The organism is Mycobacterium hippophais (assembly GCF_027529605.1).
GTDB classification, from domain to species: Bacteria; Actinomycetota; Actinomycetes; order Mycobacteriales; family Mycobacteriaceae; genus Mycobacterium; species Mycobacterium arseniciresistens.
The window spans coordinates 440,797-454,675 of sequence record NZ_JAPZPY010000001.1 but is presented as its reverse complement, the minus strand read 5'-3'; the positions used below and the strand labels follow the sequence as shown (position 1 = coordinate 454,675).

11 protein-coding genes are annotated in these 13,879 nt (G+C 69.7%); 3 read left to right on the top strand and 8 right to left on the bottom strand.

Features of this window, described 5'->3' with window-relative positions; all coding sequences use genetic code 11:
• Positions 1-39: 39 nt before the first annotated feature.
• Positions 40-1,911, bottom strand: coding sequence for a propionyl-CoA synthetase (locus O6P37_RS02200; protein ID WP_269892525.1), 1,872 nt, complete (start codon positions 1,909-1,911; stop codon positions 40-42).
• Between the two features lie 73 nt (positions 1,912-1,984).
• Here O6P37_RS02200 and O6P37_RS02195 point away from each other — a divergent pair, with 73 nt between their 5' ends.
• Both O6P37_RS02195 and O6P37_RS02190 read left to right on the top strand, forming a co-directional pair.
• Complete coding sequence (locus O6P37_RS02195; protein ID WP_269892524.1) at positions 1,985-2,785, top strand: SDR family NAD(P)-dependent oxidoreductase; 801 nt, start codon at positions 1,985-1,987, stop codon at positions 2,783-2,785.
• Positions 2,782-4,371, top strand: coding sequence for a phytoene desaturase family protein (locus O6P37_RS02190; protein WP_269892523.1), 1,590 nt, complete (start codon positions 2,782-2,784; stop codon positions 4,369-4,371). The genes O6P37_RS02195 and O6P37_RS02190 overlap by 4 nt, the downstream gene beginning before the upstream one ends.
• Before the next feature lie 2 nt (positions 4,372-4,373).
• Here the strand turns inward: O6P37_RS02190 and O6P37_RS02185 are convergent, their stop codons facing one another.
• Entirely contained in the window at positions 4,374-5,081 is a 708-nt protein-coding gene (locus O6P37_RS02185) for a TetR/AcrR family transcriptional regulator C-terminal domain-containing protein (RefSeq protein WP_269892522.1), read from the bottom strand.
• A 151-nt stretch (positions 5,082-5,232) separates the two neighbouring features.
• Here O6P37_RS02185 and O6P37_RS02180 point away from each other — a divergent pair, with 151 nt between their 5' ends.
• Positions 5,233-5,496 (top strand): hypothetical protein, encoded by a 264-nt coding sequence (locus O6P37_RS02180; RefSeq protein WP_269892521.1) that lies wholly within the window; start codon positions 5,233-5,235, stop codon positions 5,494-5,496.
• A 99-nt stretch (positions 5,497-5,595) separates the two neighbouring features.
• On the opposite strand, the gene O6P37_RS02175 is transcribed toward O6P37_RS02180, so the two are convergent.
• From O6P37_RS02175 to kdpF, 6 genes are read right to left on the bottom strand one after another with little or no spacing between them, the layout of a single operon-like run.
• Positions 5,596-6,279, bottom strand: coding sequence for a response regulator (locus tag O6P37_RS02175; protein WP_269892520.1), 684 nt, complete (start codon positions 6,277-6,279; stop codon positions 5,596-5,598).
• A complete protein-coding gene (locus tag O6P37_RS02170) occupies positions 6,276-8,801 on the bottom strand; it encodes a DUF4118 domain-containing protein (RefSeq protein ID WP_408633089.1) in 2,526 nt (841 codons plus the stop codon). Before O6P37_RS02170 ends, O6P37_RS02175 begins: the two co-directional genes overlap by 4 nt.
• Positions 8,794-9,660: a potassium-transporting ATPase subunit C gene (locus O6P37_RS02165; protein ID WP_269892519.1), complete on the bottom strand. Its 867-nt coding sequence runs from the start codon at positions 9,658-9,660 to the stop codon at positions 8,794-8,796. Before O6P37_RS02165 ends, O6P37_RS02170 begins: the two co-directional genes overlap by 8 nt.
• A 2-nt stretch (positions 9,661-9,662) precedes the next feature.
• Positions 9,663-11,792, bottom strand: a complete 2,130-nt coding sequence (gene kdpB, locus O6P37_RS02160; RefSeq protein ID WP_269892518.1) for a potassium-transporting ATPase subunit KdpB — start codon at positions 11,790-11,792, stop codon at positions 9,663-9,665.
• Between the two features lie 2 nt (positions 11,793-11,794).
• Positions 11,795-13,465 (bottom strand): potassium-transporting ATPase subunit KdpA, encoded by a 1,671-nt coding sequence (gene kdpA, locus O6P37_RS02155; RefSeq protein ID WP_269892517.1) that lies wholly within the window; start codon positions 13,463-13,465, stop codon positions 11,795-11,797.
• Positions 13,465-13,566: a K(+)-transporting ATPase subunit F gene (kdpF, locus tag O6P37_RS02150; RefSeq protein WP_264012861.1), complete on the bottom strand. Its 102-nt coding sequence runs from the start codon at positions 13,564-13,566 to the stop codon at positions 13,465-13,467. Before kdpF ends, kdpA begins: the two co-directional genes overlap by 1 nt.
• Between the last annotated feature and the right edge of the window lie 313 nt (positions 13,567-13,879).

Here is a 13,879-nt window from a genome sequence, read left to right as displayed (position 1 = left end):
CGACGTACCCGGGCGAGGCGACGGCAAACGCTGTGGCGGTCAGTCTCTCAGCACCGGTGTGAGCGCGTCGATCACCGACGGGTCCTCGATGGTCGACGGCAACGGCTCGTCGCGGCCCTCGGCGATGCCGCGCATCGTCTTGCGCAGGATCTTTCCCGAGCGCGTCTTGGGCAGCGCCGACACCACGTCGACGGTCTTGAAAGACGCCACGGCGCCGATGTTCTGGCGTACGGCCTCGACGAGTTCCTCGGCGAGTCCGTCGGCCGAGGCTCCGGACTTCAGGACGACGAACCCGCGCGGCACCTGTCCCTTGATGTCGTCGGCCACCCCGATGACGGCGCACTCGGCGACCGCAGGATGGTCTGCCAACACCGCCTCGATCGACCCCGTCGACATCCGGTGCCCGGCCACGTTGATGACGTCATCGGTGCGGCCCATGACGAACAGGTAGCCGTCCGCGTCGAGGTAGCCGCCGTCGCCGGTCAGGTAGTGGCCGGGGAACGCCGACAGGTACGACGACACGTAACGGTCGTCGTCGCCCCACAGTGTCGGCAGGGTGCCCGGCGGCAGCGGCAGCCGGACGCAGATCGCGCCTTCTTCGTCGGGGTCGCAAGGCGATCCGTCCGGCCGCAGGATGCGCACGTCGTATCCCGGCATTGGCACGGTCGCCGAGCCCGGCTTGACCGGCATCTGCTCGACGCCCATCGGGTCGGCGGCGATCGCCCAACCGGTCTCGGTCTGCCACCAGTGGTCGATCACCGGCACGCCCAGTTTCTCCGAGGCCCAGTGGTAGGTGCCGGGGTCGAGCCGCTCGCCGGCCTGAAACAGATACGTCAACGCGGACAGGTCGTGGTCGCCGACGTGCCTGCCGTCGGGGTCCTCCTTCTTGATGGCCCGGATGGCCGTCGGCGCAGTGAACAGCGCCTTGACCCGGTGCTGGGCGGCGACCCGCCAGAATGCGCCCGCATCGGGTGTGCCCACCGGCTTGCCCTCGTACAGCACGGTCGTCGCCCCGGCGAGCAGCGGCGCATAGACGATGTAGGAGTGGCCGACGACCCAGCCGACGTCGGACGCCGCCCAGTACACGTCGCCGGGCGCGGTGTCGTAGACGTGGCGCATGCTCCACAGCAGCGCGACGGCGTGGCCGCCGTTGTCGCGGACGATGCCCTTGGGCCTGCCGGTGGTGCCGGATGTGTACAGCACGTAGAGCGGGTCGGTGGCGGCGACCGGAACCGGGTCGACGGGTTCGGCGCCGGCGACGAGTTCGGCCCAGTCGCGGTCGCGGCCGGGAGTGAGCGTGCACGGCGATTGCTCGCGCTGCAGGATCACGCAGGCCGACGGTTGGTGCTCGGCACGCTCGAGTGCGGCGTCGAGCATCGGCTTGTAGTCGACGATGCGGGTCGGTTCGATTCCGCACGACGCCGTCACCACGACGGTGGGGCGGGCGTCGTCGATACGGGCGGCGAGTTCGTGCGCCGCGAAGCCGCCGAACACCACCGAGTGCACCGCGCCCAACCGCGCGCACGCGAGCATCGCGATCACGGCCTCGGGCACCATCGGCAGGTAGATGACGACCCGGTCGCCTTTCTCGACTCCCAGTCCGCGCAGTGCGCCGGCGCAGCGCGACGTCAGGTCGAGCAGTTCGCGGTAGCTATAGGAGCGGGTGGTGCCGGTGACCGGCGAGTCGTAGATCAGCGCGGCCTGCTCGGCGCGGCCACCGGTGACATGGCGATCCAACGCATTCGCGCAGGTGTTCAGCTCGCCGTCGGGGAACCACCGGTAGAACGGCGGATTGTCGTCGTCCAGAATGCGTTTCGGCTCCGTCGTCCAGGTGACCGCCGTCGCCGCGTCGGCCCAGAAGGCCGTCGGGTCGGTGATGCTGGCGTCGAACAGTTCCCGGTAGGCACCCATCTTCGTACGGTAACCCCGAGGGTGGTCCGCATCGGCGTCGTTTGACGCGAGGGGCGGCGGGTAGTCGGTGGCCATGGCAGCTCAGCGTCCGCGTGCACTCGTCACCGGCGGGTCGAGTGGGATCGGTCTGGAGTTGGTGAAGCTGTTCGCCGCGGACGGCTATGACGTCGTGGTCGCCGCTGACGGTGAGGGCGTCCACGGTGTCGCCGAGGCGGTGGCCGATTCCGGTGTGGACATCTCACCCGTCCAGGTCGACCTGCGAGACCCCGACGGCGTCGAGCGCCTCTACCGGGTGGCCACCTCCGATGGCCGCACACTCGATGCGGCCGCGCTCAACGCGGGCACGGCCCGGGCCGGGCCGTTCGTGACCGGACCGCTCGACGACGACCTCGGCGTCGTCGACCTCAACGTGCGCTCCACGGTGCACCTGGCGAAGCTCGTGTTGACCGACATGGCGGCGCGGGGCGCGGGCCGGGTCCTCATCACGTCGTCGATCGTCGCCGCCATGCCGGGTCCGAAGAACAGCATGTACAACGCGTCGAAGTCATTTCTGCAGTCGTTCGCCACCGCCGTGCACGACGAACTGCGGGGCACCGGGGTGACGGTGACGGCACTCGCCCCCGGCCCCGTCGACACCGACTTCTTCGCCCGGACCGGCATGCTGGACACCGTGCTCGGGCGGCTGCCCGGCAAGGACGATCCGCGCCAGGTCGCCGAGCAGGGCTACCGGGCGATGATGCGCGGCGAGGCGAGGGTGGTCGCCGCGTCGCCGCTCTCCAAGGCGACGGCAATGGCGAATTCGGTGCTGCCCGACTCGGTGAAGGCCACGGCCAACCGGCTGATCATGACTCCTCTGGACAAGCGGGCACGGTGAGCGAGTCGGCGGACGCGGTCGTCATCGGCGCCGGCCACAACGGCCTGGTCGCCGCGGCGCTGCTGGCCGATGCCGGCTGGGACGTCCTGGTGCTCGAGGCGCAGGCCGAACCGGGTGGCGCGGTCAAGAGTGCGGAACTGTTCCCGGGGTACGTGTCCGACCTCTACAGCGCGTTCTATCCGCTGTCGGTGGAGTCGCCGGCGCTGCGGGCGCTGCATCTCGAGGAGCACGGCCTGCGGTGGGTGCACGCGCCGGCAGTGGTGGGCCATGCACGGTCGGCCGACGACGACGATGCGCCGGTGATCTATCGCGACATCGACCGCACGGCAGCCGATCTGGAGCGGCGCGCGCCCGGTGACGGTGACCGGTGGCGTGAGCTGTTCGACCAGTGGCAGCACATCAAGGACCCCGTGCTGTCGGCCCTGTTCGCGCCTTTCCCGCCGGTCCGCGGTGCGGCGGGGATGCTGCGCCGCCTCGGCAGTGCCGAGGCGCTGCGGTTCCTGCACCGGCTGCTGTTGCCGGCCGGTGTGCTCGCCGAGCAGCTGTTCGACGGTGACGCCGCGCGGCTTCTGTTGTTGGGCAACGCCATGCACGCGGACGTGCCGATCGACGCGCCGGGCAGCGGGCTGATGGGCTATCTGCTGGTGATGATGGCCCAGGACGGCGGTTTCCCGGTGCCCGAGGGTGGAGCGGGTCAGCTCACCGCGGCCCTGGCGCGCCGGGCGGAGTCGGCGGGTGCGCGCATCGAGTGCTCGCGGGAGGTCACGCGGATCGACGTCAGCGGCGGGCGTGCGGTCGCCGTCCGGACCGCCGACGGATCGACCGTGAGGGTTCGGCGGGCAGTGGTCGCCGACACCTCCGCGCCGCGCCTGTTCGGCAGCCTGCTGCCCGAGGCGGCGGTGCCCGCGGCGGTGCACCGTGCGATGGCCCAGTTCGTCTGGGACACACCGGTCCTGAAGATCAACTATGCCCTCGACGGACCGATTCCGTGGCGATCGCCGAACCTGAACGAGGCGGGCACGGTGCATCTGGGCGCCGACCGCGACGGGCTGATCCGCTGGATGGCCGACCTCAACACGGCCACGGTGCCGCAGCACCCGTTCATGCTGTTCGGTCAGATGACCACCGCGGATGCCGGCCGCTCACCGGCGGGCACCGAGAGTGCCTGGGCCTACACCCACCTGCCGCGGGGGATGGCCGACGACGAGTCCGCCGACCGGTTGTCGGTGGCCGTTGACCGGGTGCTCGAGGAGCATGCGCCCGGCTTCTCCGACCGGATCGTGGGCAAGGCGATTCAGCGGCCGTCGGACCTGGAGGCCAGCGATGCCAACCTGCACACCGGCGCGGTCAACGGCGGGACGTCACAGATCTTCCAGCAGTTGATATTCCGGCCGGCGCCGGGCTTCGGACGGGCCGAGACCCCCGTGCAGAACGTCTTCCTCGGCAGCGCCGCCGCGTCGCCGGGAGGCGGGGTGCACGGGATCTGCGGTCGCAATGCCGCGCGCGCGGCGCTGGCGTCCGCAGGGGTGCGGGGCTGGCCGCGGCGCAGGCTCACCGCGGCGGTGAACTCCCTGCTCCTGCGCTGACGTCAGGTCAGTTGCCGTGGCGAGGCTTCGAGACCCCGCAGAATGAGTTCGAGCGTCGCCTCGAAAGACGACTTCAGCATGCGTGAGCGCAGGTGTGGCGCGGCGGCTTCGGCGTGGGGTGCCTCGGCGCCGGGCAGGCGGGCGCCGAGTTCCTGCCATGCGGCATCGTCGCTCTCCTGCACCCGGTCGGGCAGCGACACGAAGGCGTTCTCGAGTATCGCCTGGCCGAGCAGGAAGTCCGACAGCGACCGGAACCAGTGCGCGGCGCTCTCGATGTCGAAGCCGCCCTCGCGCAGCAGCCCGACGGTCAGGTCCACCGCCCGGATCTCGTTGGGCAGTCCCGTCGTTCGGGCCGCCACGGCCAATCCGGTCTGCGGGAATTCGTGTACGTAGACCTGGTAGAGCGCCCGCGCCAGGTTGGCGAGCGAGTCGATCCAGTGATCACTGCGAGACCAGCGGTCGAGGGCCATCCCGATCATCCGGTCGGCGACGGCGCGCATGACGTCGTCGATGCCGGTGAAGTAGCGGTACAGGGCGGACGCGTCGGCGCCGACGGCGGCGGCCAGGGTGCGGGCACTCATGATCGTCGCGCCACGGTTCTCGATCAGGTTCACCGCCGCGTCGATGTAGACATCCCGGGAGAGCGTCGTCCCGGATTGCGTTCGACGCCGGCGACGCCCTGCGGCGGGCTGTCGTCGTGGCTCCGGCATACAGCTCACTCCTTATGTCAACGCCGTTGATTCTATCTTTGCGTTGTTGAAAGCTAGGCCCCCTATGGAGGCGACGACGGAGAAGGGCCGCATGACGGTGAAGGGGGCGTCCGTCCGGCGGATCATCCGGACGGCTGGTGCAGGTGGTCATGTGACCTACGTGGTCGACATCCATACTCCGGCCGGCGCAGCGCGCAAGTGCACGTTCAGCGGCAACCTGTTCGGCGGACCGGTGCTGCTGTCCAGCGAGTGTGCCGACGGGCGCACCCGGATCGCGGAGATCGAGCAGCCGCGCGATTTCGGTGAGTTCGCGACCGAGCACTGGGTGCACGGGTTCTTCCGCAACTGGCAGCTGGCGGCCGTGCGTCATCCGATCCTGGTCGACGACGGTGATGCGCGCGAGGGCAGAGGCTGAACGGCAGCCCGCCTCAGCGTGGCGAGTCCTCCCGCGAGCAGACACAAATTCGCACGCGTTGCGGTGTGTCGATGCGACTTTGCGACTGCTCGCCGGATCTCACTGTTGGAAGCGGTAGCCCATTCCGGCCTCGGTGAGCAGGTGCACGGGGTGCGACGGGTCGTCCTCCAACTTCCGCCGCAGCTGCGCCAGATACACGCGCAGATAATGGGTTTCCTTTGCATAGGCCGGACCCCAGACCTCCCGGAGCAACTCCTCGCGGCCGACGAGCTTCCCGCGGTGGCGCACCAGCATCTCGAGCATGCCCCACTCGGTGGGGGTCAGGTGCACCTCGGTACCGCTCTTGGTCACCCTTTTGGCCGCCAGATCGACGGTGAACGAAGCCGTCTCGACCACCGGTTCGTCGGTGTCGGAGACGGTGCCGCGACGGACCGCGGCGCGCAGCCGGGCCAGGAACTCGTCCATGCCGAACGGTTTGGTCACGTAGTCGTCGGCGCCGGCGTCGAGCGCCTCGACCTTGTCGGCCGAGTCGGTGCGCGCAGACAGCACGATCACCGGCGCGCTGAGCCAGCCCCGCAGACCGGCCAGCACCTCGATGCCCGACATATCCGGAAGGCCGAGGTCGAGCACGATCACGTCCGGCCGGTGGTCGGCCGCCGAACGCAGAGCTTCCGCGCCGGTGGCCGCGGTGGTGACTTCGTAGCCCCGCACCGACAGGTTGATCCGTAGCGCCCGCAGGATCTGTGGTTCGTCGTCGATGACGAGCACCCGGGTCGCCGTCATGGCGTGTCCCGCGTCGGCGTCGCGAGTTCGATCTCCATCGTGAGCCCGCCGCCAGGGGTGTCGGTGGCGGTGAGAGTGCCGCCCATCGCCTCGGTGAACCCGCGCGCCACCGAAAGCCCGAGACCGACGCCGCTGCTGGTGTCGCTGTCACCGAGGCGCTGGAACGCGCCGAACACCTGTTCCTCGGTTCCGCGGGGGATGCCGGGCCCCTCGTCGGCCACGGCGATCAGCACGCGGTCCCTGACCCGGCCCGCGGTGACGCGCACCTGTCCGGCCGGCGCGTACCGCAGTGCGTTGTCGATCAGATTGGCCAGCACCCGTTCGAGCAGGCCGGCGTCGGCGAGCGCCACCGAATCCTGCACGTCGACCTTGACGCGGTCCACCCCGTGGCCGAGGCCCGTTGTGCCCCTGCTGATCCCGAGTAGTGCGCGTTGCACCGTCTCCTCGAGGTACACGCGCCGCAGCTCGGGGCGCACCACGCCGGCGGCCAGCCGCGACGAGTCGAGGAGGTTCCCCACCAGCGCGGTCAGCTGGTCCACGGACTCCTCGACGGTGGCGAGCAGTTCCGCGGTGTCGTCCTCGGAGAAGTGCACGTCGTCACTGCGCAGACTGGACACCGCCGCCTTGGCCCCGGCCAGCGGCGTGCGCAGGTCGTGGCTGACCGCCGACAGCAGCGAGCGCCGCAGTTCGTCGGCGCGGGTGATCGCCTCGGCGCGCCCCGCCTCCTCGGTGAGTTCACGCTGCCGGACCAGGCCGGCGGCCTGGCGTGCCACCGCGGACAGCACCCGCCGGTCACGCGCCGCCAGGCTGCGACCGGCCAGCAGCAGCCAGAACTCGTCGCCGTCGGTGTCGACTTCGATTGCGGTGTCCGCGGTGTCGACCTCGACGCAGGGATCGGTGCCGACGCAGGCGACGATGCCCGCACCGACCCGCAACAGGCTGACCGCCCGCTGGCCGTAGGTCTCCCGCACCCGCTCCAACAGCGCCGTCGGGTCCGCGCCGCGCAGTACCGAACCGGCGAACAACGCGAGCAGTTCGGCCTCCCGCGACGCCCGGCGGGCATCGCGGGCGCGGCTCGCGGCGCTGTCCACCAGGGCCGCGACGGCGACCGCGACCGCCAGAAGCACGACGATCGTCACCGCGCTGTCCGGATCGGCGATGGTGAAGGTGTGCCGGGGGGTGATCAGGAAGTAGTTGAGCAGCAGGCCCGACAGCACGGCCGAGAGCGCCGCGGGTGCGACACCGCCGAGCAACGCCGCCACCAGCACGCCGACGAAGAACAGCGCACTCTCGCCTGCGACCCCGAGCAGTGGGTCGAGCAGCACCGCGACCAGGCAGACCAGCGACGGCACGATCACCGCGGCGAGCCATGACGTCAGGTGCCGGTGCCGCGGAGTCCTCCTGGTCGTGCCGCGGCGGGCCTCGTCATGAGTCACCATGTGCACGTCGATCTTCCCGGATTCCTGGACGACGGCCGCACCGATGCCCTCCTCGAAGATGCGCGCCCACCGCGATCGCCGCGACGTGCCGAGCACCAACTGGGTGGCGTTGCGCTCCCTGGCGAAGTCCAGCAGTGCGGCGGGAACGTCATCGCCGACGACCGTGTGCAGCGTCGCGCCGAGGTCGGCGGCCAGTTCCCGGACCTTGCCCATTCCGGGTGCCGAGACCCCCGCGAGGCCGTCGCCACGGACGACGTGCACGACCATCAACTCGGCACTGGACTTCGACGCGATGCGAAAGGCTCTGCGCACCAGCGTCTCCGACTCGGCGCCGCCGGTGACGGCGACGACCACCCGCTCGCGCGCCTCCCAGGTGTCGGTGATCCTGTTGTCGGCGCGGTACTTGGCCAGCGCCGCGTCGACCTGGTCGGCGAGCCACAGCAGCGCCAGTTCGCGCAGCGCGGTGAGATTGCCGCGTCGGAAGTAGTTCGACAATGCGGCGTCGACCCGCTCGGGTGCGTAGACGTTGCCGTGGGAGAGCCTGCGCCGCAACGCCTCAGGCGTGATGTCGACGAGCTCGATCTGGTCCGCCGCGCGCACCACCTCGTCGGGCACCTTCTCCTGCTGCTCGACGCCGGTGATCTGGGCGACGACGTCGTTGAGGCTCTCCAGGTGCTGGACGTTCACCGTGGATATCACCGTGATGCCGGCGTCGAGCAGTTCCTCGATGTCCTGCCAGCGCTTCGGGTTGCGGCTGCCCGGGGTGTTGGTGTGGGCGAGTTCGTCGACGAGCACCACCTCGGGCCGACGCGCGAGCACGCCGTCGACGTCGAGTTCCGGGAAGCGGCCGCCGCGGTACTCGACGTGGCGGGGCGCGACGACCTCGATGCCGTCGAGCAGTTCGGCGGTCCTCCTGCGGCCGTGGGTCTCGACGAGCCCGGCGACCAAGTCGGTGCCGCGTTCCAGCCGCCGGTGCGCCTCGCCGAGCATCGCGAACGTCTTGCCGACGCCGGGAGCTGCGCCCAGGTAGATGCGCAGCTCACCCCGCTTGGCGTTCGACGTGCTCACCCGACCATCATCCACCCGGGTACTTCTCGTCGAGTGCGACGTTGAGTGCCAGCACGTCGACCCGTGGTTCGCCGAGGAAGCCCAGCGTGCGGCCGTCGGTGTGGTCGGCGACCAGCCGGCGGATCTCGTCGGCGCCGACGCCGCGAGCCGCTGCCACCCGCGCCACCTGCAGGTCGGCGTAGGCAGGCGAGATGTGCGGGTCCAGGCCGCTGCCGCTGGCCGTGACGGCGTCGGCGGGCACCCGCGCTTCGGCCGCACCGTGGATCGGCACGATGTGACCGAGGTGGTAGTCCTCCCCGGGCACAGCGCATTCGACCCGCACGCCTTCATACGTGTCGAGGAACGGGCGCGCCGTCGTGTCGCATGGCTCGTTGACGCTGACCACCCTGGTGGGGGCGACCACATCGCCGCGCGCGTCGCGCGGCCCGATCACCGACAGCACCGCGCCGACGCCGCCGCCGGTGCAGAACGGCCGCCCGCCCTCGACACCTTCGAGCTCACCGACCGCCTTGCTCCGGCTGCACACCAGGGTGAGCAGGCTCGTCCGGTCGGGGGTGTCGACGACGTCCTCGGGACCCAGGTTGCTGGCGCCCGACGCCATCGGGTCGTACCCGTCACCGGCCGCGGACGGTCGGCCGTGGAAGTAGCGGGGCAGCGGATTGCCGTCTGCGTCGGTGTACAGCTGGCCGATCAGGCTGCTGCCGACCGGCCTTCCCGCGGCCTCGACGATGGAGCCGTCGGCCTTGTCCGAAAGCCCCGGCAGCTGGGCGGCCAGCCAGATGAGGGCGGGGTAGGCGATGCCGAGGATGGCGGTGAGGACCAGCAGCGCGCGAAGCGCCGCCCAGTGCTGGCGGAGGACGGCGGTGAGTTTCATGGTCACATTCCCGGGAGAAACTGAATGAGCAGGTCGATGATTTTGACTCCGATGAACGGCGCGACGATGCCGCCCACCCCGTAGAGAGTGAGGTTGCGGCTCAACAGCTTCGATGCGCTGCTCGGGGTGTAGCGCACACCGCGCAGGGCCAGCGGGATGAGCGCGATGATCACCAGTGCGTTGAAGATGACCGCGGACAGGATGGCCGACTGCGGACTGTGCAGCCGCATGACGTTGAGCACGTCCAGTCCTGGGAACAGGCCGACGAACAGCGCCGGGATGATCGCGAAGTACTTCGCGATGTCGTTGGCGATGGAGAAGGTGGTCAGCGCGCCGCGGGTGATGAGCAACTGCTTGCCGATCTCGACGATCTCGATCAGCTTGGTCGGGTTGGAGTCCAGGTCGACCATGTTGCCGGCCTCCTTGGCCGCCGACGTGCCGCTGTTCATCGCGACGCCGACGTCGGCCTGGGCGAGCGCGGGGGCGTCGTTGGTGCCGTCGCCGGTCATCGCCACGAGCTTGCCGCCGGCCTGCTCCGTCTTGATCAGCGCCATCTTGTCCTCGGGCGTCGCCTCGGCGAGGAAGTCGTCGACGCCGGCTTCCTCGGCGATCGCCCTGGCGGTCAACGGGTTGTCGCCGGTGATCATGACGGTGCGAATGCCCATGCGGCGCATCTCGTCGAAGCGTTCCCGCATGCCCTGTTTGACCACGTCCTTGAGTTGGATGACGCCGAGCAGATGCGCCTGCCCGTCGCGCACCTCACCGACGGCCAGGGGAGTCCCGCCCGCGGCGGAGACGGCGTCGACGATCTCACCGAGTCGATCGGGCACGGTGCCGCCTTCGGTGCGGATCCATTCGGCGACCGACGCCGCTGCGCCCTTGCGCAGCTGCCGGCCGTCGAGGTCGACTCCCGACATCCGGGTGACAGCGGTGAACTCGACCCAGCGTGCGTTGGCCAGTTCGCCTGGGGTGCGGGCACGCATCGCGTAGTGCTCCTTGGCGAACACCACGACGGAGCGGCCCTCGGGAGTCTCGTCGGCCAGGCTGGACAGCTGCGCGGCGTCGGCGAGTTGTTCTTCGGTGACGCCGTCGAGTGGGACGAAGGCGGCGGCCTGCCGGTTGCCCAGGGTGATGGTGCCGGTCTTGTCGAGCAGCAGGGTGTTGACGTCGCCGGCCGCTTCGACCGCGCGACCGGACATGGCGAGCACGTTGCGCTGGACGAGGCGGTCCATGCCTGCGATGCCGATCGCGCTGAGCAGCGCCCCGATCGTGGTGGGGATGAGGCACACCAGCAGCGACACCATCACGATCCCGGTGATGCCGTCTCCGTTGAGCGCGAGGGTGTCGGGTACACCGGGGTTGCCGGCCTTGGAGTAGATGGCCAGGGGCTGCAGGGTGACGACGGCGAAGACGAAGATGATCGTCAACGAGGCCAGCAGGATGTTGAGCGCGACCTCGTTGGGCGTCTTCTGCCGGTTGGCGCCCTCGACGAGCGCGATCATCCGGTCGATGAAGCTCTCACCCTGCTTCTGGGTGATCTTCACGACGATGCGGTCGCTGAGCACGGTGGTGCCGCCCGTCACGGCTGAGCGGTCGCCACCGGATTCGCGTACCACCGGGGCGGATTCGCCGGTGATGGCGGATTCGTCGACCGAGGCGATGCCCTCCAGCACGTCGCCGTCGCCGGGGATCACCTGTCCGGCCTCGACGACCACCACGTCGCCCCTCTGCAGCAGTGCCGCCGCGACCTCCTCCTCGCGGCCCGACGCGGTGAGCCTGCGGGCCACGGTCGAGGTCTTCGTCCGGCGCAGGGTCGCGGCCTGGGCCTTGCCCCGGCCCTCGGCGACCGCCTCGGCGAGGTTGGCGAACAGCACCGTCAGCCACAGCCAGCCGACGGTCAGCCAGGCGAACCAGCTCGAATCCGTGACGGCCAGAACGGTGCTCCAGACCGCGCCGATCTCGACGATGAGCATCACCGGGTTGCGCCACAGGGTGCGCGGATCGAGCTTGCGCAGCGCGTCCGGCAGGGAGCGCCACAGCATCGACGGGTCGAGCAGTCCGCTCCGGACCTGGTTGCGCGCTTCGAGTTTCCGTGCTTCGGCGGTGGGCGCCTCGGGGGTGGTGAGTGTCATGGTCAGTGGATTCCTTCGGCGAGGGGGCCGAGCGCGAGCACGGGCAGGTAGGTCAGGGCGACGAGGATCAGCGTCACGCCGGCGACCATGCCGACGAACTGCGGCCGGTGGGTGGGCAGCGTGCCCACCGACTCCGGTGTCTTGCTTTGGCGGGCCAGCGATCCGGCGAGGGCGAGCACGATGATGATCGGCAGGAAGCGCCCGAACACCATGGCCAGACCGAGTGCGGTGTTGTACCACTCGGTGTTCACCGAGATGCCGGCGAAGGCCGAGCCGTTGTTGTTGGCCGCCGAGGTGAACGCGTAGAGCACCTCAGAGAGGCCGTGCGGACCGGTGTTGAGCATGCTGTCGCGCTGGCCGGGCATGGCCATCGCGGCGGCGGTGCCGGTGAGCACGATGAGCGGGGTGATCAGGAAATAGGTTGCGGCGAGCTTGATCTCGCGCGGAGTGATCTTCTTGCCCAGGTATTCGGGTGTGCGGCCGACCATCAGTCCCGCGACGAAGACCGTGATGATCGCCAGGATCAGCATGCCGTAGAGGCCGGAGCCGACGCCGCCGGGCGCGACCTCGCCGAGTTGCATGTTGAACATGGTGATCAGCCCGCCGAGGCTGGTGTAGGAGTCGTGGAACGAGTTCACCGCACCGGTTGAGGTCAGCGTGCTGGAGGCGGCGAACACCGCGGAATCGGCCACACCGAAGCGTTGTTCGACGCCTTCAGTGGCGGCGCCGACGGCGGTGGGGACGGTGCCGTGGGCCTGCAGCTGGAAGAACATCAGCAGCGAGACGCTGGCGGTGGCGATGATGCCCATGACCGCGGCGATGGCCACGCCCTGCCTGCGGCTGCCGACCATGCGCCCGAAGGTGCGGGGCAGCGAGAACGCGATGCAGGACAGTAGGAAGATCTCCACCCAGTTGGTCCAGGTGGTGGGGTTCTCGAACGGGTGCGCGGAGTTGGCGTTGAAGAAGCCGCCGCCGTTGGTGCCGAGTTCCTTGATGGCCTCCTGGCTGGCGACGGGTCCACCGGGGATGACCTGCTGGGCGCCGGTCAGCGTGGTGACCACCTGGTCGTGCAGCGCGAAGTTCTGGACCACGCCACCCGTCAACAAGATGATCGCGCCGATGATGCTCAGCGGCAGCAGGATTCGCAGTGATCCGCGAACCAGATCGACCCAGAAGTTGCCGAGGTCCCCGGTGTTTCGGCGGGCCAGTCCGCGGACGAAGGCCATGGCGACGGCTAAGGCGACGGCGGCGGAGACGAAGTTCTGCACCGCGAGGCCGGCCATCTGGACGAGATGGCCCTGGGTGGATTCGCCGGAGTAGGCCTGCCAGTTGGTGTTGGTGACGAAGCTGACCGCGGTGTTCCACGCCAGCGCGGGTGTCATTGCGGTGCCGGGGTCCTCCAGGTGCAGCGGGAGCCTGCCCTGGATCAGCTGCAGCCCGAACAGGAACAGGATGCTCACCGCGGAGAACGCGAGCACGCTGCGGGCATAGGAGCCCCACGTCTGCGGGGCACGCGGGTCGGCGCCGACCGCCCGGTAGACGGCGCGCTCGGCGCGCAGGTCCTTTTCCGAGGCGTAGACGCGGAACATGTAGTCACCGAGGGGGACGTGCACGGCCACCAGGGCGACGACGAGGGAAGCGAGTAACAGGATCCCCGCGGTGGTGGTGCTCACTAGAACCTCTCGGGGAACAGCAGGGCCGCGAAGAGGAACACGGCGATGGCCACCGCCAGCGCCAGACCCACGAGGTTTTGGATCACAGCTGCTCGACCCACTTCTGCACGAGGCCGAGCAGGGCGAAGATCGCCACCGTCACCGCGATGTAGGCGACTACGGACATGCCACTCCAGACGTTGACGCGGCGCCGGATTTCGGCGCCCGCACCAGCATCTGTCCGGTTCAGAAGCGTCGGCCCGATCTTGACGCTTTCTTGACGGCGGTGGGGCGGTCCTTTACGGCTTTCGCTCGGGGGTCGACCCGAACGTGAAGCTGTGCACGTGTTCTCCGTGTTTTCACGCGCACAACTTCACGCTCGCGAGGCGGATTGACAGGCCGCGCTCAGTGCGATGCCAGACGTCGCAGTCACGA